At 46.8% G+C, this 16,653-nt stretch carries 13 protein-coding genes and 1 tRNA gene; 8 read left to right on the plus strand and 6 right to left on the minus strand.

All coding sequences use genetic code 11. From position 1 onward, the window contains the following. Positions 1 to 52 precede the first annotated feature (52 nt). Positions 53 to 304, plus strand: coding sequence for a hypothetical protein (locus tag ACFQS8_RS06985; protein WP_382166549.1), 252 nt, complete (start codon positions 53 to 55; stop codon positions 302 to 304). Here the strand turns inward: ACFQS8_RS06985 and ACFQS8_RS06990 are convergent. From ACFQS8_RS06990 to ACFQS8_RS07005, 4 genes are all read right to left on the minus strand, one after another. After that, positions 301 to 1,593 carry a CCA tRNA nucleotidyltransferase gene (locus ACFQS8_RS06990; protein WP_382166550.1) on the minus strand — a complete coding sequence of 431 codons (1,293 nt, stop codon included), beginning with the start codon at positions 1,591 to 1,593 and terminating at the stop codon, positions 301 to 303. The genes ACFQS8_RS06985 and ACFQS8_RS06990 overlap by 4 nt on opposite strands. Beyond that, positions 1,583 to 1,990, minus strand: a complete 408-nt coding sequence (locus ACFQS8_RS06995; RefSeq protein WP_382166552.1) for a DUF6111 family protein — start codon at positions 1,988 to 1,990, stop codon at positions 1,583 to 1,585. Before ACFQS8_RS06995 ends, ACFQS8_RS06990 begins: the two co-directional genes overlap by 11 nt. A gap of 82 nt (positions 1,991 to 2,072) precedes the next feature. After that, positions 2,073 to 2,714: an NUDIX hydrolase gene (locus ACFQS8_RS07000; RefSeq protein WP_382166553.1), complete on the minus strand. Its 642-nt coding sequence runs from the start codon at positions 2,712 to 2,714 to the stop codon at positions 2,073 to 2,075. 2 nt (positions 2,715 to 2,716) lie between these two features. Further along, positions 2,717 to 3,325, minus strand: coding sequence for a DUF1285 domain-containing protein (locus tag ACFQS8_RS07005; protein ID WP_382166554.1), 609 nt, complete (start codon positions 3,323 to 3,325; stop codon positions 2,717 to 2,719). 77 nt (positions 3,326 to 3,402) lie between these two features. Between ACFQS8_RS07005 and ACFQS8_RS07010 the strand changes: the two genes are divergently transcribed. From ACFQS8_RS07010 to ACFQS8_RS07025, 4 genes are read left to right on the plus strand one after another with little or no spacing between them, the layout of a single operon-like run. Next, positions 3,403 to 4,392, plus strand: coding sequence for an AAA family ATPase (locus ACFQS8_RS07010; protein WP_382166555.1), 990 nt, complete (start codon positions 3,403 to 3,405; stop codon positions 4,390 to 4,392). Positions 4,393 to 4,398: 6 nt separating this feature from the next. After that, entirely contained in the window at positions 4,399 to 5,328 is a 930-nt protein-coding gene (locus ACFQS8_RS07015; protein ID WP_382166556.1) for a DUF58 domain-containing protein, read from the plus strand. Then, positions 5,325 to 8,246: a DUF4159 domain-containing protein gene (locus ACFQS8_RS07020; RefSeq protein ID WP_382166557.1), complete on the plus strand. Its 2,922-nt coding sequence runs from the start codon at positions 5,325 to 5,327 to the stop codon at positions 8,244 to 8,246. Before ACFQS8_RS07015 ends, ACFQS8_RS07020 begins: the two co-directional genes overlap by 4 nt. Beyond that, entirely contained in the window at positions 8,243 to 10,288 is a 2,046-nt protein-coding gene (locus ACFQS8_RS07025; RefSeq protein ID WP_382166558.1) for a DUF7408 domain-containing protein, read from the plus strand. The genes ACFQS8_RS07020 and ACFQS8_RS07025 overlap by 4 nt, the downstream gene beginning before the upstream one ends. On the opposite strand, the gene ACFQS8_RS07030 is transcribed toward ACFQS8_RS07025, so the two are convergent. Then, entirely contained in the window at positions 10,254 to 10,805 is a 552-nt protein-coding gene (locus ACFQS8_RS07030) for a GNAT family N-acetyltransferase (protein ID WP_382166559.1), read from the minus strand. The two genes, ACFQS8_RS07025 and ACFQS8_RS07030, sit on opposite strands and share 35 nt — an antisense overlap. 316 nt (positions 10,806 to 11,121) lie before the next feature. On the opposite strand from ACFQS8_RS07030, the gene ACFQS8_RS07035 reads away from it, so the two are divergent. The 3 genes from ACFQS8_RS07035 (at position 11,122) to ACFQS8_RS07045 (ending at position 16,250) form a co-directional block, all read left to right on the plus strand. Continuing rightward, positions 11,122 to 12,498 carry a mechanosensitive ion channel family protein gene (locus tag ACFQS8_RS07035; protein WP_382166560.1) on the plus strand — a complete coding sequence of 459 codons (1,377 nt, stop codon included), beginning with the start codon at positions 11,122 to 11,124 and terminating at the stop codon, positions 12,496 to 12,498. Positions 12,499 to 12,629: 131 nt separating this feature from the next. Further along, positions 12,630 to 13,631, plus strand: coding sequence for a glycosyltransferase family 2 protein (locus ACFQS8_RS07040; protein ID WP_382166561.1), 1,002 nt, complete (start codon positions 12,630 to 12,632; stop codon positions 13,629 to 13,631). A gap of 168 nt (positions 13,632 to 13,799) precedes the next feature. Next, on the plus strand, positions 13,800 to 16,250 hold the full coding sequence (locus tag ACFQS8_RS07045) for a glycoside hydrolase family 42 (protein ID WP_382166562.1): 2,451 nt from the start codon (positions 13,800 to 13,802) through the stop codon (positions 16,248 to 16,250). A 311-nt stretch (positions 16,251 to 16,561) separates the two neighbouring features. Here the strand turns inward: ACFQS8_RS07045 and ACFQS8_RS07050 are convergent. Beyond that, positions 16,562 to 16,638: transfer RNA gene (locus tag ACFQS8_RS07050), tRNA-Met, on the minus strand. Positions 16,639 to 16,653: the final 15 nt, after the last annotated feature.

Raw genomic sequence — 16,653 nt, forward strand, 5'->3', positions numbered from 1 at the left:
TGTATCGCAGGCCTTTTGACTGCGCCGTTTAAACAGACCAATTGGATTTTTTGTGTTTCTCACCCTGCTCAAAGCTATCGCGACCTTCGTCGTGTCCTTCTTTATGGGCATGGTTGGGTTAATTCTCGGCGTCATAATATATGGCGGCCTGAATGAGCAATTACTGGAAATGGAAGCCAACCACCAGATCGTTGCCAAGGCTATTGCCTTTATGTGTATAGGTGGTTCAGCAATTGTTGGCGGCATATTTGGTTTGCAAAAAGGGGCACGCTGGACCGGACTTTTTGAAAGTGCAGACTTTTAAAAACTATCTTCCTCAGAATTAGCTTTCTCACGTAGAATAACTTCATCTGCAATAATACGCATTTGTCGTGCAATTAGCGCTATATCGAGCGGAAAATCTTCGTCGATCCACCATTGCTCAATACGCTTCAATACTTCACCAACAGGTTTTCCTGCGGGCACGCCCACTGCAATGACATGCTCGCCTGATATTGGAAAAATTGGCCGCTCATATTTGTTCACAGCATTTATCAACACGCGCCAATAGCGATGTTTCGCCTCGCGACCACGCACAGCCCATGCAAGGCGTGCTCGACTTTCAAACACGCTTTTCCCAACGGAATAAATCGTACGACGAAATTCCTTAGCGGAAAACTCTTTCGCAAACGATGTGTTGTCTCCGGCTGTCGTGAGTAGACGCTTCTTTTCACTATTCGACATTTTCAACCGCGCCACATCCGCCGCGACGACATCCATATCTTTTGGATAAAGAGACAATAAACGCAAATATGGATCAGGCTTTAAATGCTCTTCCAATTCAAGCGCCACAAGCGCATTAAACAGATCAAGGCCAATAGCTTCAGGCAAAACAAATTGCAATACACCAATCTGCGACATAGCCTCCAGCACAACGCGAGGATCGGGCGCAGACAGTAGTTTCTTAAATTCAGACCAAATCCGCTCAACTGAAATTGAATCCAACCCCGCACGTTGGCGCATACAGGCGCTTAGCCCTTCAACATCCAAACTGCCGGAGCCATACCACGCATTAAACCGGAAAAAGCGCAAAATACGCAGATAATCTTCCTGCAAACGCGTATCTGCATCACCTATAAAAGCAATTTTCTGTTCGCGCAGATCTGAAATTCCCAGCCCTGTTGGGTCACTCAAATTCCCCATCAGATCACAATAAAGCGCGTTTACGTGAAAATCACGGCGCTGGGCATCTTCATTCCAATCCTTTGTGAAGGCTACAGTCGCGCGTCGTCCATCCGTACTTACATCACGTCGCAATGTTGTAATTTCATAGGGCTGGTTATTTGCAACAGCCGTCACTGTGCCATGCTCGATACCTGTTGGATGAACACCAATATTATTGGCCTTCATCCGGCGGATAACTTCCTCCGGTTCCCACACAGTCGCGATATCAATATCACTAGCAGGCAATCCCAACAGTGCATTGCGTACACATCCGCCGACAAAGCGCGCACTATCAGGCGCACCCGCATTAAGAGCGCGCATAACCCGACGCGCGCCATCTGCATGCATCCAAGGTTGGACAGGTAAGCGGTTTAAAAGGTCAATTGTCATGCGATGGGGCAGGCTCTTCTGTCTGTTCAGGTTCCATAACAGTCGGTAATTTACGTGCTGTTGAACCTATGTCGATCTCATTTTCAATATTATCACGCGCAGCTTTCGTTGCACCATTATTTTCGGGATGAATTACCTGATCACATGGCACTTTTGCAGCCGGAATGAAGACACGGTTTTCATAACGCGCAGCTTGAAAACACAGGCCTTTATCAGAAGGAGCTGTAATCGCTTTTATCAACATCCCCCCAACGGCTAAAACACCGCCTACCACAATTAGACCTGTTAACGGCCAGCGATCTTTTATGCTGAGATCCTTTGATGCCGCTCGGTACATAAAAAATACCAGAAACGGTATCGAGAATAGCGCTAATTCAATCAATATGCGGCGCGTCATACTCTTATCCCTTTTGTTGGTTCAAGGACATTCAATCCCTGTGCCAGTTCAAAATCTGAATTCCTACCCTTTTTGGCTCAATTTAGGGCGAATCGTAAAGGCGGTCATACAGGGATTTAATCATGCCAGCAGTTACCCCCCAAATGAAGTGTCCATTATGGGGCATGGCATAATAGCGACGCCACCGCCCGCCCCATTCTTTGACGTGTTCCTGATGGTTTTCTGGCGACATCAAAAAAGACAAAGGCGTTTCAAAAACACCGGCCACTTCGCGTTCACATGGCGCGGGGGTAAATTCTTCAGGAAGTAAACCAACGACAAGTGATACACTAAAACCTGAATTTGTACGGTATGGGTCGGCTTGCCCGATAAGCTCTACCTCTGTTTGCGGCGCGCCAATCTCTTCTTCCGCTTCACGTAGAACTGCTTGGGCAACATTTTCATTTGCCTCAAGCTTACCGCCAGGAAGCGCAACTTGCCCCGCATGCGCTTTCATTGTTGTGGGGCGCTGGGTGAAGACGACGCCGAAATCATCTCCTCTATCCACTAACCCGAACAAAACCGCCGCAGGACGCAATTTTCTGATAGGCAACCCACTGCCATCTCCGGGCGTTTGAGGACTTACCTCGCCTAGAGGGTCAAGGTTTGCATGGATATCCTCATACGGGTCAGACAGGTGTTGACGTGCACGATCTAGGAAATCTTCTTTGGTCTCAAAACTCATGCTTATTCTATCGATCCCAATTCAAAAACTTGCCCTGCCGACGATACGCCAATGACATTCCCGTCCTTGCCTTCAATAGGCTCTGCCCATTCAACCAATTCATAAAAAGGCGCACGCGCAATCTTTGCTTCAAGCCCCGCCCTAACTTCTACATAAGGTGCTGGTTCGCCTGTCTCAATATCTACACTGACGCGCAAGGGGTGTTCTGCATCTATAACGAAAACATCCCCAACATTTGTTGCCACGACGAGCTTTTGTGCTTCATCTTCAATCACTCGATCAATTCGCGTTGCAATAAAGGGGGCATCCTCAACATGTACGATGACTTTTTCATGTGGCGTTACAAGATAAATACCGTCAGGGTCTTTACGGAGAATCGTCGCAAAAAGCCGAACAATTTTTTGTCGTCCGATAATGCCGCCATCATGCCACCAACTGCCATCTTTACGAATCTCCATGCCGATATCGCCGCAATGTTCAGGGTTCCATAAATGCACAGGTGGTAATCCACGCTTGCCATCACTGCCTGCTTGCGTTTTCAAGGCAGATAAAACAGCTTGAAGCGGGTCTGAAATTACCTCTTTTGAATTTTCTTCATCTGTTTTACGCATTTGAGACCTTCTCCGCCTTGGTTTTGCCCGACTATAACAGGTACAACATCCTTTTGAGTTTAAATGAAGACCACCTTATGACAGAAACGCACACAAACATCATCACAGATACAGAAGCAGTCATCGCCGCACTGGGTGATGTGAAAGCTGAGATCGCAAAAGCTGTTTTCGGTCAAGAACATGTAATTGAACTGGTCCTGTCTGCGGTTTTAGCAGGTGGACACGCTCTTTTAGTTGGCGCACCCGGTCTGGCGAAGACACGGTTGGTAGAATCGACCGCCCGCGCACTGGGTATTGATTGGGGCCGCGTACAATTTACACCAGACCTTATGCCATCCGATATTCTCGGATCGGAAGTTATGGATGAAACACCTGCAGGCGAACGGTCATTTCGATTTATCAAAGGACCAATTTTTACGCGCCTCTTAATGGCAGATGAAATTAACCGCGCGAGTCCACGTACCCAATCTGCACTTTTGCAAGCGATGCAGGAGAACCACGTGACCATCGCCGGAGCGCGCTATGACCTGCCGCGCCCCTTCCACGTACTAGCCACTCAGAACCCTGTAGAGCAGGAAGGTACCTACCCTCTACCAGAAGCACAGCTGGACCGGTTTTTATTGAAAATTGACGTGGATTACCCAGACGCAGAAACAGAGCGCCGCATACTTGTCGAAACAACAAGTGGCGAAGAAAAATTCGTGCAAGCCGCATTAACGCCTGAAAAACTAATGTCTATTCAAAAACTTGTACGCGACATGCCAGTACCGGAAAAAGTTCTGGGTGCCATCATTGAGCTTACACGTTCTGCGCGTCCGGAACAAAGCTCAGACCCCCGTATTCAGCAACGCGTCGAATGGGGACCTTCCCCACGTGCAGGACAAGCGCTTATGCTCACCACACGCGCTCGCGCCCTGCTACGCGGCAGGTTTGCGCCCTCTATTGATGATGTGGAGGCCTTGGCAGAGCCTGCTTTAGCCCACCGTATGTCACTAAATTATGATCCGACAGGACAGGCAGAATCTTTAAAAGACATCATTTTGGATCTAGCACGTAAGGCTAGCTAATTTTTAATGAAAACACCTTTGCCTCAGATCAAAGCCGAAGCGGATACCCTTATGCGGGATCTGCCAAGTCTTCTTGTGAAACGTGGGCCAGCTTCAACCGATTATTTAGGTGCAGCTGGGCGGCGGCGGGCTGGGCAAGGTGATAATTTTTGGCAATATCGCAGCTTCACAACCGAAGACAGCGTGAATCGCGTGGACTGGCGTAGGTCGGCACGTGGAGACCACCTTTTCGTGCGCGAATCTGAATTGGAGACGGCTCGTACCTTCTTGTTCTGGTGCGACCCTTCCGCTGGTTTTGACTGGCGCGGTGCTCCAAACACACCGACAAAAGCAGCACGTGCGCTTTCTATTTCTCTTGCCTTCGCATCGCTTATTACCAAATCGGGAGATCGATGCGGCGTGCTGGGGAGTGGTAAAAAAGCAAAAACGGGAAGCGGCGCTGCAAAGAAGATGTCTGAAGACATCTGGCGGGCGTCTGAAACGTCTCAATTGCCAAGTATAAACCAGTTCGCAGCAAGTATGATAATCGCCTCAGACTTTTATCGTCCACTGGAAGATATTACCAATTGGATTACCCATTTAGCCACCAAGAACCGCCATGGCGTACTACTTATGGTGACCGACCCAATAGAAGCCAGTTACCCTTATGAGGGGCGGATAAACTTTTTTTCGCCGTCTAACTTAAAGGAACGCCTTATCGGACGCGCCGAAAACTTACGCGAGACATATCTACAGAGATATGTTCAACGTCAAGAAGATATTCGCACATTAGCGCATTCTTTGGGTTGGGAAGCTGTTTTTCACGTGACGGACACACCCGCCGCCCCTCCACTTGCGCATATTGTGCAGTATTTTTCGGCCCAAGTGGGTGCGGGGCCTAAACCAAGTCAAATTACAAGCTCACCTTCGAATAAAGAAGGGAGTGCCGCAACATGAATATGGGTCCTTTTTTCTTTGCTCAACCACTCGCTTTGATTGGTCTTTTAGCCTTACCAATTATCTTTTGGCTTTTGAGAGCGACCCCGCCAGAACCCCAACGTGTCGCATTACCATCGCTTGCACTTTTGGAGGGGCTAGAGCCACAAGAAGAAACACCTGCCAAAACACCATGGTGGATATTGGCATTGCGTTTTGCGGCGGCCGCACTTGCAATTATCGGATTTGCGCAGCCCAAACTTGAACCACCTCAATCTATCAATGCGAGTACAGGGCCAACTTTATTTATTATTGATGATGGTTGGACGAGTGCGAATGCGTGGCCAAACATAAAAAAAAGCGTGCTTGCCGAAGCAACAACGTCAATTGAGGCGGGTGGCAATATACATCTACTATTTACAGCACCTTCAAAACAATCGCGATCAATTGAAGACGCTTTTGGCGGCGAGACCATTCGTAAAACAATGCAGGTTTCACAACCTTCACCTTGGTTACCCGATTTCACCCTCGCCCTAGAACACCTTAAAGAGAGTCAGTTTAAACCAGCCAAAACTATATGGTTTAGTGATGGTTTAAAGCATGAAGGCTATGAGGCATTTTCTGAGTATCTCAATAGTTTATCACCATTGGATATTCATTCTTTCGCACCGCCATCAGCTTACGCCATAACCAATGCGACGACATCTCCCAATGGGGCAAACATCAGCTTAAAGCGCATTCCTAAAGCGGACCCATTAGAGCTGCGCGTGATTGCCGAAAGCATGGAAGGGTTAAGCCTTGCTAGCGCTGTGGCAGCGTTTCAAGCTGGGGACAGCGAAGCAATTGCAGAATTTTCTATTCCATCGGCCGTTCTAAATCAGGTGGCACGCTTTCGTATTCTTGGCTCATCCTCAACAGGTCAAGTCTGGCTTTGGGATGACCAATCTCTCATGCCGTCAGTCGCGCTTGCAGATCCACAAAAGAGCGACCAACCCCTGCTTGAAGAATATTATTACGTAAGAAAAGCCCTCACCCCTTATGCTCAAATAATGGAGGGTGACTTAGAAGATATGATCGCAAGGACACCTGATGCGATTATATTGGGGGACAGTTCTCTAGTTGAGAATGTCAATGCTGACGCACTTCAAGAATATGTAGAAAATGGCGGTGCGCTCATCAGATTTGCTGGACCTAAACTGGCTGCAGCCAATTCACAAATTTTGACACCGACCATACTTCGTCCAGCAACGCGTGCTCTAGGCGGCGCACTCGCTTGGGAGAAACCTCAACCGATTGCCCCTTTCCCGACAGACAAAGCCTTTGCTGATATAAGGACGCCCGCCAAAACTGTGCTGGTTCGCCGTCAAGTCTTAGCGCAGCCAAGCCCTTCACTATCTACATTGACTTGGGCACGTCTTGAAGATGGTACGCCACTCGTAACCGCCAAACCAGTCGGACGAGGGATTATTATTCTGTTTCATGTTACTGCAACGCCCGATTGGTCTGACCTTCCTTATGATGGCGCATTCTTAAACATGCTAAGGCGCGCAACCGCCGCCGGAAATGGAAAGCATCACGGCGTTTCCGATAGCGAAGGAGCCCTTGCTCCGATACGTATTCTTGATGCCTTTGGTGCGCTAAATGCCCCATCAGGCAATATTGCTCCTATTGCTTCGGATATCTTTATGGTTTCGCATCCCTCAATCGACACACCTGCTGGATTATACCAAGGGCCTCAAGGCAGTCGTGCTTTAAATGCAGGTCAATTTGCGCCCGATGCTATTGTAAATTGGCCTAGCAATGCACGTGTAATATCTGCCGCAGATCATGAGAGCCGCAAAGGGTTTGAAGGCGTGTTTTTAATGGCTGCATTCGCCTTACTGCTGATTGATTTGCTTGTGGCTTTATGGGTGTCCGGCCGTTTTCGTCGTTTCTCAAAAACAGCCCTCACAGGATTAGCACTTGGGCTTGCCCTCCCCAACCTTCCTCTTGAGGGCGTACAGGTAGCTCATGCACAAACAATGGCGAGCAAACCTGATATTTCAAACAAGCAAAAAGAAGCAGCCTTGCGCATGCGATTTGCCTATGTTGAAGCAAAAAATGCCAGCTTGAATTTGCAATTAGAAGCAGGGTTAAAAGGGCTAACGGCAGAGCTATTCCGCCGCACATCGGTTGAGCCCGCAACGCCACATTCGGTAAAACTGGGTGTGGACGATCTGACACTTTACCCGATGATTTATTTTGTTCCTGAGCGAGAACATGACCTAAGTGCGAAAGAAATTTCTGCATTGAATAATTATTTGCGTAATGGTGGGTCGTTAGTGATCGACACACGCGATGCCATCCCGGGTCAATCTATGAGCAACCGTTTGAAAGACGCACTTTCAGGACTGGATGTACCTCCCTTACAGCCCACACCCGCAGATCACGTCTTGTCGCGTAGTTTTTATATTCTGGATGACTTCCCCGGCCGTATTCCCTCTGGTCAGCTTTGGATTGAAGCCAACACCGCGTCTTCCAATCCGCAGACGAATACGGAAGGCACTTCAAATTCAGCAAGTCATGGAGACCGCGTCTCACGCATTTTTATTGGGTCATCTGATTGGATTGGAGCATGGGCAACAGATGATAGAGGTCGCCCTCTAAACCCAATGGATGGACAAGAAACACGCCGCGAACTGGCCTATCGTTTCGGTATCAATCTAGTGATGTGTATTTTGACAGGCAATTACAAAGCTGATCAGGTGCATGTGCCTGCCTTATTGCATAGGCTTGAGCAGGAAAAAGGCGTTGAAGGTGGGATATCTAACTCGCCAAACACTGAGTCTCAGCGACCAGACTTTTCTTCTCCCCCGTCAGGAAATCCGCAAAACCTAGACGAGTTTTTCGATTCCATGCGCCGCCAACGTGATTTAGAAGAGAGCGACGATATACAATGATTGAAAGCGCTCACATTGGGTTTGATCCCTTTATCCCTTGGCTTTGGATCTGGGCATTGGTGGCAGTGTCCGTCATCGTATGGGGACTTTATCTTTTCTTGCGAGGACGCGCTTGGCTGACGCGTGCAATGGCCTTTGCTTTGCTCACACTTGCGCTTTCCAACCCACTATGGGTGAAGGAACAGCGCGAAGGGCTAAAAGACATTGTGGCGGTCGTGCTTGATAAATCAGAAAGTATGAAATTTGGCACACGCAGCCAAACCGCTCAATCAGCTTTAGAGGATCTCACACAGAAAATAGAAGCTGACCCGAGCCTAGAGCTGAGGTTTGCTGAGACGTCAGAAAACAGCGACGCGACGAATGTATATCAAGCGCTAAACTCTGCCCTTTCCGATGCGCCACGAGAACGTATTGCCGGCTCCTTCGTTATCACGGATGGGCAAGTGCATGATCTGCCAAGCGATAGCAATGAAGCCAAACCACTAGGGCCTATTCACTCGCTCATTGTGGGCAAGCGCGATGAACAAGACAGACGCATAGAGATAGTGGGAAGTCCAAATTTTGGCATTGTCGGAAGCGCTGCAGAACTCACAATACGGGTTGAAGACCCAAGCATTGAGACAGTTGGCGTGGAGATTTCGGTCAATGGCGAATATCTCACCACAAAAACCGTGCGCACAGGCATGAACCGCAAAATAAGTTTGGATATTCCGCGTCGCGGATCAAACCTTGTGGTCGTTGAAGTCCCCGAAGGCACAAACGAACTAACACTGGCGAACAACCGCACTGCCGCAAACATTTCTGGGGTGCGTGATCGCTTGCGTGTATTGCTCGTTACAGGCGAACCTCACTCTGGTGCACGTGTTTGGCGAGACTTGTTGAAAAATGATCCATCGGTTGATCTGGTACATTTCACGATTTTGCGTCCCCCTCAAAAGATGGACCCGACACCGCTCAATCAATTAGCGTTGATCTCTTTTCCGACACGCGAATTGTTTGTTGAAAAGTTGAATGATTTTGATCTTGTGATCTTTGATCAATACAAACGCATCAATGTGTTGCCCATGGTCTATTTTGATGGCGTGGCGCGCTATGTGGCTGATGGGGGCGCTTTGCTGGTTGCCACAGGACCGCCTTATGCGCTGCCGTCTTCAATTTACCGCACGCCCCTTGCAGCGATTTTACCCGCACAACCCACGGGCCGCATAATTGAGCGAACATTTAACGTGCTACGCACAGAACTAGGTCAACGGCACACAGTCACCTCCTCTCTACCTTCTGACAAGAATTGGGGACGTTGGGAGCGCTATGTTGAAGCAAAGGCAGCATCGGGGGAGACACTCCTAAAAACTGACAATGATGATCCGTTATTGGTATTGGACCGCGTAGGCGAAGGGCGCGTTGCTGTTTTACTGTCAGATCATCTATGGCTTTGGGCGCGCGGACATGATGGAGGCGGCCCCTATTCCGAGCTTGTACGCCGCACTGCACACTGGCTGATGAAAGAACCTGAGCTTGAAGAAGAATTGCTAACCCTTGCGTCTGAAGGCGGCTTGATGAAAGCAAGCTTACGTACGCTCTCAGATAGGCCTCCGCCTCTTTCGGTGATGACACCAGATAGCGAGGAATTGCGTGCAAATTGGAAGAAAACCGAGACAGGCCGCTTTGAGGCAAGCGTAGAAGCGCAAGGGTTAGGGCTATATGCAGCTAGTGCGGGTGATGCATCGACGGTTGCGCTCAATGGGCCAGCAAATCCACGTGAATATGCCAATGTCGATTCAACAACACGCGTTCTCGCGCCCATCGCAGAGGCGACCAAGGGCGGGTTGTTTCGTATTTCAGCGAATGACGCACTGACACTTCCAAGCATTAAGCGCGTTGATCGACGCGGTGAGCTTACCGGCGAAAACTGGGCAGGTTTGAGAAAACGCAATGCCTATGCGGTAAGGTCCTCGCAAGCGGTACAGCTCTTACCGGGCGTGATAGGCATGGCGCTTTTGCTTGGAATTATGATGCTGGCTTGGAGACGCGAGGGACGCTAAGCGCGCCGACATTTTCCACCAAAGCATTATCCTTTAATTCCATCGCCAACAATTTGTGGGGAGGGATATAGCCTAGTGTTGGGTAATCAGATGTAGAAATTTTGACAAAGCCCATTTTACCAAAATAGCCTTCATTGCCGATTAGAATTGCCAATGGCCATCCGGCCTGTTTAGCTAAATCAAGGCATTGCTCTGTAAGAATGAGCCCTAGACGGCTTCCCCGGTATTGATCATCAACAGCAACAGGCCCCACAAATACAGCGCGACCTGAAGCACCAATTTGCAATGGCCACAAACGAACAGCCGCGACGACCTCACCTTTGCTATCAACAGCAACCATACTCAATTGCGACAAAGCAATATTATTTTCACGCAAGCGTTCAGCAGTCTTTGCCGACCGTCCAGGCCCAAAACAGCGATCATACAAAGCTTCAATGCTTTGAGCATGCTCGGGCAATTCAGACAAAATAGAGTAGGATGGGTATGCGGGATCTATGATCCGTAATTTTATAGGCATTTGGCTAACTCAGTAGAAAATCAATAATAGTCGGAGCCGTTGAATGTTCCAATTCCAGCCCGAACGTTCACATCACTATGATTTTCTTCGTCGCAGCATCAAAAGTCTTCCCAACCGGTTTTCGATATTCACCCAAATAGGGGTAAACAATATCGTTGTCAAAGAAAATTCACACACTATGAAAAGTTTCTCGACTCACAATTCAATCAAAATGCACATTTTATTTGTCATTTTGACTATACGCACCTCTGCCTCTTTCATCCTGGACGAAACAGTTTAAATAGGGAGATCGAATTTGCTATGCGGAGTATTATTGGTGGCGTTATTTTCATTCTTCCAGAAACTTCAGGAAACAACTCCCCCAACCTCCTCACCAGCTGAGAGCTTTGATATTGAAAGCCTTAAAACGCGTGGGTTAGAGCTACTTGAACAAGGTCTTGATTGGGTCAATAACGAGTTACTACACCCTGACACACTGATTCAGTTAGGGGTTATAATTGGCGTTTTATTCCTTGGCGCGCTTGTTACACCCGCTGTTACCGGATGGCTAAAGGCTGGCCTTGCCAAGCTTCCCGAAAACATCACGCAAAAAATCAATAAGCCACTTTTAGCAATTGTGCGGCCATTATTCTGGCTATTTGGAATGTTCATAGCGCTTACGGTTTTGGAAAGCGCAGGACAATCAACAACCTTTGTGCGTATTGCTAGCTCATTGGCGCTCGCTTGGGTGATTATACGGGCCGCAACTTTTATCGTGCCCGATGAATACCGAAAAACGATTGCTTGGATTGCGTGGCTCATTGCCGGATTGAATGTATTCGGATTATTAGCACCAACTCTGCATTGGTTGGACAATCACGGTATTCCCTTTGGTGATGCTCAAATTACGTTGCCATTTGTGGTTCGAGCGATCCTTTTCTCGGCTCTCTTCCTTTATGGTGCGAATTGGATTTCCCAACGACTTCGCGCTCGCATTGATACATTACCGCGCGTTGAGCCTTCAATTCGTGTTCTAATCTCGAATGCAACACATGTCGGCCTATTCTTTGCTGCGGTCATCCTCGCACTTACTTCCTTAAACATTCCCCTTGGTGGACTTGCGGTTCTGGGTGGTGCGCTAGGTGTTGGTCTTGGTTTTGGTATGCAACAGATCGTTGCCAACTTTGTATCTGGCGTCATTCTGCTGACAGACCGCTCAATAAAACCTGATGATGTGATTGAGGTGGATGAGACATATGGTGTCGTCAAATCTCTGGGCTTGCGTTACGCATCCGTCGTCACACGAGATGGGAAAGAACATCTTATTCCCAATGAAGCACTTGTCGCGAACAAGGTGGTGAATTGGAGCTATTCGGACAATAAAGTTCGTATTAAACGACGTCTGCGTGTTGAATATGAAATTGATCTTCGTCTTGCCACAGCCTTAGTTGTTGAAGGCACAAAGAAGGTACCTAGAGTATTAGCCCACCCTGCTCCTGCCTGTTTGGTCATGGAGTTTGGCGATGAAGCCGTTGAGATTGAATGTCGTTTCTGGGTAGATGATCCTCAAAACGGTATTAGCAATGTTGGATCTGAAGTTATGCTGTCGGTCTGGGATTTATTTAAAGAGAACGGCATCGACATCCCATTGCGCCAAGAGGAAATACTCATTCAATCTGGCTCCGTTCTGGAAGTTAAAATGGCCAAGGATTAGAATTCAGTTTGAATCTTAGCCGCTTCCTTGAGCGGGGCGGCTTTATACAAAGCAATCGTGATGCAACGCATTGATCCATTGATTAAATCGTGTGACATCTCTCAAAGTCATTTCTGAAGAGATATTTGATAATGCAAACACTGCCGGAAACATCATCAGACACGCTAAATAACGCTTCTTCTGAAATAAATTCAGATGCGCAAGGCCCCAAAATCGCAGTCATTATTCCTTGCTATAATGAAGAAGTGACGATCGCGCGCGTAATCAAGGATTTTCGTGAAGCTTTACCGACAGCTCAAATCTTCGTTTATGACAACAATTCTAAAGATAAAACATCACAAGTTGCCGCTGATGCAGGCGCTATCGTAAAGCAGGAGATACGCCAAGGAAAAGGCTTTGCTATTCGCCGCGCATTCAGTGATATCGACGCGGATGTATATCTTATGGTGGATGGTGATGCCACTTATGATGCACAAAGCGCCCGCAAACTCATAGATAAGGTCACAAAAGAGCATTTTGACTTTGTAAATGGTGCACGCATACATGATAGTTCAAAAGCATATCGGCCTGGGCACACTTTTGGAAATTACATGCTAACGCGTGCAGTTTCTTTAGTGTTTGGGCGACAAACCGAAGATATGCTGTCTGGGTATAAAGCTTTATCACGTCGATTTGTAAAATCATTTCCTGCGACATCCAAAGGATTTGAGATTGAAACAGAATTAATGGTGCATGCGCTGGAACTTAAAGTTCCTATTGCAGAAATAGAAACACCTTATAAAGAACGTCCCGAAGATAGCTTCAGCAAATTGAGCACATTTAAGGACGGGTATAAAATTACACGAATGATTTTTCATCTTGTGCGGATTGAAAAACCACTATCTTTCTTTTTACTCGGCGCATGTGCACTATTTGCACTCTCTCTTATCCTTGTGACTCCTATCTTCATTGAATTTTTGAGGACAGGAGAAGTAAGACGGTTTCCTACAGCATTCCTTGCAGGCATGCTTGGCGTGAGCGGTATTTTCTCAGTCTCAACAGGGTTTATTCTGGATCTTGTACAGCGTGCTCGACATGAAGCCAAAATGCTGCATTATTTATCCATCAAACCCTATCAGGGCGAAGACTCTTAGCAATTCCTCCCCCTATTCCTCACCTTGAAAGACACCCAAACAGGCAGACTTTTGCAGACAAAAAGCTAGTTCAAATTTACAGCCTCAAACATATGATGTACGTTATCTAATAATGATTGGGAGTTCTTTTCGGCTCAATCCTTCTATTTTGATAATAAAGCGGGTCACATGTTGTTCACTAAATCGTCTAAAGTCCGTCACTCTCTTCGTGCTGCCTTGTTGCTAGGTGTTGCGACCGCCTTCTTAGGCTGTACACCTACCGCGCAGAACGAAACAGCTCAAAGCGCGCTAGAGCAATCGGCTAGTTCTCAAAATGTATATGAACAAGAAGCGCTCTCAAAAATCAAAACACTAAATGCACTGATGGATCAGGCGCGTGCGAAAGAGATAGATGTCACTAGAGAAGAGACAGTTATCTGGTTTGCCAAGGAGTTTTTAAAATTCGCAAATTGGGATGAAGCCAATAAAGATGTGGTCGCTTTCTCTTTTCAGCAATTCCAACCCTATAGGGAAGACAAAACAAAATTCGCTGAAGAACTACCAGACTTTGAACGCCAGAAAGTTATCCAAATATTGGATGCAGGTATTGAGAATATCAACAATGTTCTTGATGGTAAAATTAAGCGTAAACCTGTGCCTAAAATAGATTGGTCAGATATCACTGTTGGAGACAATATGCTCATCAACAATGAGAGACCAATTTTCCTCTATGACTATTTCTCAAAATCTGTCGGAAGACCGCTCACAGATACCAGTGTCTATAATGATTATCTGGGAAGTATTTATCATGGTGGTGAGAATTTATATCCCGTCGACCATGACAGAGCCATTAACTCATTCCTTGTAAAGGAAGACGGCACTTTTGATGCAGAATTACTGCGTGAAGTCACTGATATTCCCGATACTCATGTTGGCTTTCTTCTCTATTGGAATTCAGGCATTCCTGAATGGATACTGAAACAAGAACCCGAAGCTGCTTTGGGCCGCTCCCTATTTACTGGGTTTGATATCGACAACCCACTCGTGCGCGAGGTTTGGGGTAAAATTGTCCGCAAAACGGGTGAATTGACGCGTGGAAAAAAGGTGTCTCAGCTTGGATACATTATGTCCAATGAACCTCATTGGTATTCTGAGAAAAAGCACTGGACGCAAAACTTTAAAGAGATGACGTCCATTTCCTCTTACACCAAGGCTAATTTTAAAAACTGGCTTAAAGACAAATACAACAATAATATCGACACGCTCAATGCCAACTGGAAAACCCAATTCAACAGCTTTGATAACGTGGTATTGGACGTTCCACTGGACAGAGCCACACGGGGTACGCCGCCTTGGTATGATTGGTCTCGATACAACATGGACCGCAGCATCGATTGGTTCACATATCTTCAAACTGAACTGCACAAGGTAAACCCTGAAGCTGATACACACATCAAGCTGCAACCAAATCTCTTCACTGAAAATCCGCGTTCACATGGTATTGATGTTGAAGCATTGACTGAACTAACCACCATGATCGGGGATGATGCGAAAACAACCCGCACCAGAAACCTTAATGTTAAAGCACCTCAGGAATGGGAATCCAAATATGGATATTTCTGGGAAGAGCTCAGCATGTCTTATGACTTTTTAGAATCTGTTGCGCCGGACAAAATTCACATCAATTCAGAAGCCCATTTCTTATCAGCCTCCTGGTGGCGCGAATTGGATATGCCTGTAGACTATGTCCGCAATGTTTTCTGGCTTGCTACAATTCAAGGCATGGACGCAAGTATGTCTTGGTTTTGGGCACGCGACCCTGATGGATCACCCGAAGACCGCTTAGAAGGTGACTTAAACTTCTTTGACCCTGCACTTGCCGGTTCCTACGCCGCATCAGTGAATATGCAGCCTCATGTTGCCAATGAAGTGACGCAAGTCATGATGGACTTAAACGCGGTTTCCGAAGAGATTTTAGCTATTCGCGAGCAACGCCGCCCTATCAGGCTGTTTTACTCTGAGACTTCTGCCATCAATAAAAACAAACACATGACTGAGCAATTTGAGATGTATGAAGCTCTTTCTTTTGATGGTTTCCCTGTAGGGTTCGCAACACAAAAAATACTTCAAAACCAAGATATTAAAAATTGGGATACCGTTCTCGTATATGAAACTCAATTTGTCACTGATACAGAATTTTCAGCGCTTCAAGACTATCTCAACGCAGGTGGTACAATCATCCTTGATAGCGAAACAAGTTTAAGCAAAAACGAGTACGGCAAAAAACGTGCGCAGAATTTAAACGCTGGACGTGGAAATCTTATACGTTTTGATGGACATGCTGATGTCGACGTGTTGAGAAATGCTGCATTGGAAGCAACAGCCACTTCAAGAGCCAATGTCTCACTTAAAGAAGACAATGGTACAGCTCATAAAGGATGTATGTGGCGCGTAGTTGAGGATGGTGAAGGAGGTTATCTCGTCAATATTCTAAATCTTGGTAAGCACACAGCCCAACTCGATTTGAACATTTCTGGTGCCGCACCCAATGAAATTATCGACATTATGACAGGCCAAAAAGTTAGTTCCAACTTTGAACTTAAGCCTAATGGCGTTCTTCTTTTAAAACTAAAACCTTAATTACTGACCGTGAGTTTAGAGCACATAACATCAATTTAGTGCTTTAAACTCACCCTTCGGTTTTACTCCCTTACAAACTTCTCAAGAAGAGTAATATAGATTAGCCTTTATATCCCATCTATAATGTTGCGACCTGCTTTCTCTTCCTCTTTCTCCCTCATCTTTGGATATAATTTTCCCGTCATTATAGGTATTGGCCGTTTGTATTAGTCAGTTGTCGTCTTTGGCATTCGCCTTTAGTTGAGTTTAAATATCATTAGAAACGCAAAAAGCCCGCTAAATATAGCGGGCTTTTGAGTATTTTAGAAGTTTGGGTGCGGGGGTTGGATTTGAACCAACGACCTTCAGGTTATGAGCCTGACGAGCTACCGGGCTGCTCCACCCCGCATCAAACAAACGATGT

It is taken from the genome of Hirschia litorea (assembly GCF_042665075.1).
Lineage (GTDB): Bacteria > Pseudomonadota > Alphaproteobacteria > Caulobacterales > Hyphomonadaceae > Hirschia > Hirschia litorea.

Bases quoted from the DNA above. Each gene is read 5' to 3' on its own strand.
- ACFQS8_RS07010 (WP_382166555.1), top strand. From the start codon at position 3,403: ATGACAGAAACGCACACAAACATCATCACAGATACAGAAGCAGTCATC.
- ACFQS8_RS07040 (WP_382166561.1), top strand. From the start codon at position 12,630: ATGCAAACACTGCCGGAAACATCATCAGACACGCTAAATAACGCTTCT.
- ACFQS8_RS07015 (WP_382166556.1), top strand. From the start codon at position 4,399: ATGAAAACACCTTTGCCTCAGATCAAAGCCGAAGCGGATACCCTTATG.
- ACFQS8_RS07020 (WP_382166557.1), top strand. From the start codon at position 5,325: ATGAATATGGGTCCTTTTTTCTTTGCTCAACCACTCGCTTTGATTGGT.
- ACFQS8_RS07045 (WP_382166562.1), top strand. From the start codon at position 13,800: ATGTTGTTCACTAAATCGTCTAAAGTCCGTCACTCTCTTCGTGCTGCC.
- ACFQS8_RS07000 (WP_382166553.1), bottom strand. From the start codon at position 2,714: ATGAGTTTTGAGACCAAAGAAGATTTCCTAGATCGTGCACGTCAACAC.
- ACFQS8_RS07030 (WP_382166559.1), bottom strand. From the start codon at position 10,805: ATGCCTATAAAATTACGGATCATAGATCCCGCATACCCATCCTACTCT.
- ACFQS8_RS07025 (WP_382166558.1), top strand. From the start codon at position 8,243: ATGATTGAAAGCGCTCACATTGGGTTTGATCCCTTTATCCCTTGGCTT.
- ACFQS8_RS06995 (WP_382166552.1), bottom strand. From the start codon at position 1,990: ATGACGCGCCGCATATTGATTGAATTAGCGCTATTCTCGATACCGTTT.
- ACFQS8_RS06990 (WP_382166550.1), bottom strand. From the start codon at position 1,593: ATGACAATTGACCTTTTAAACCGCTTACCTGTCCAACCTTGGATGCAT.
- ACFQS8_RS07005 (WP_382166554.1), bottom strand. From the start codon at position 3,325: ATGCGTAAAACAGATGAAGAAAATTCAAAAGAGGTAATTTCAGACCCG.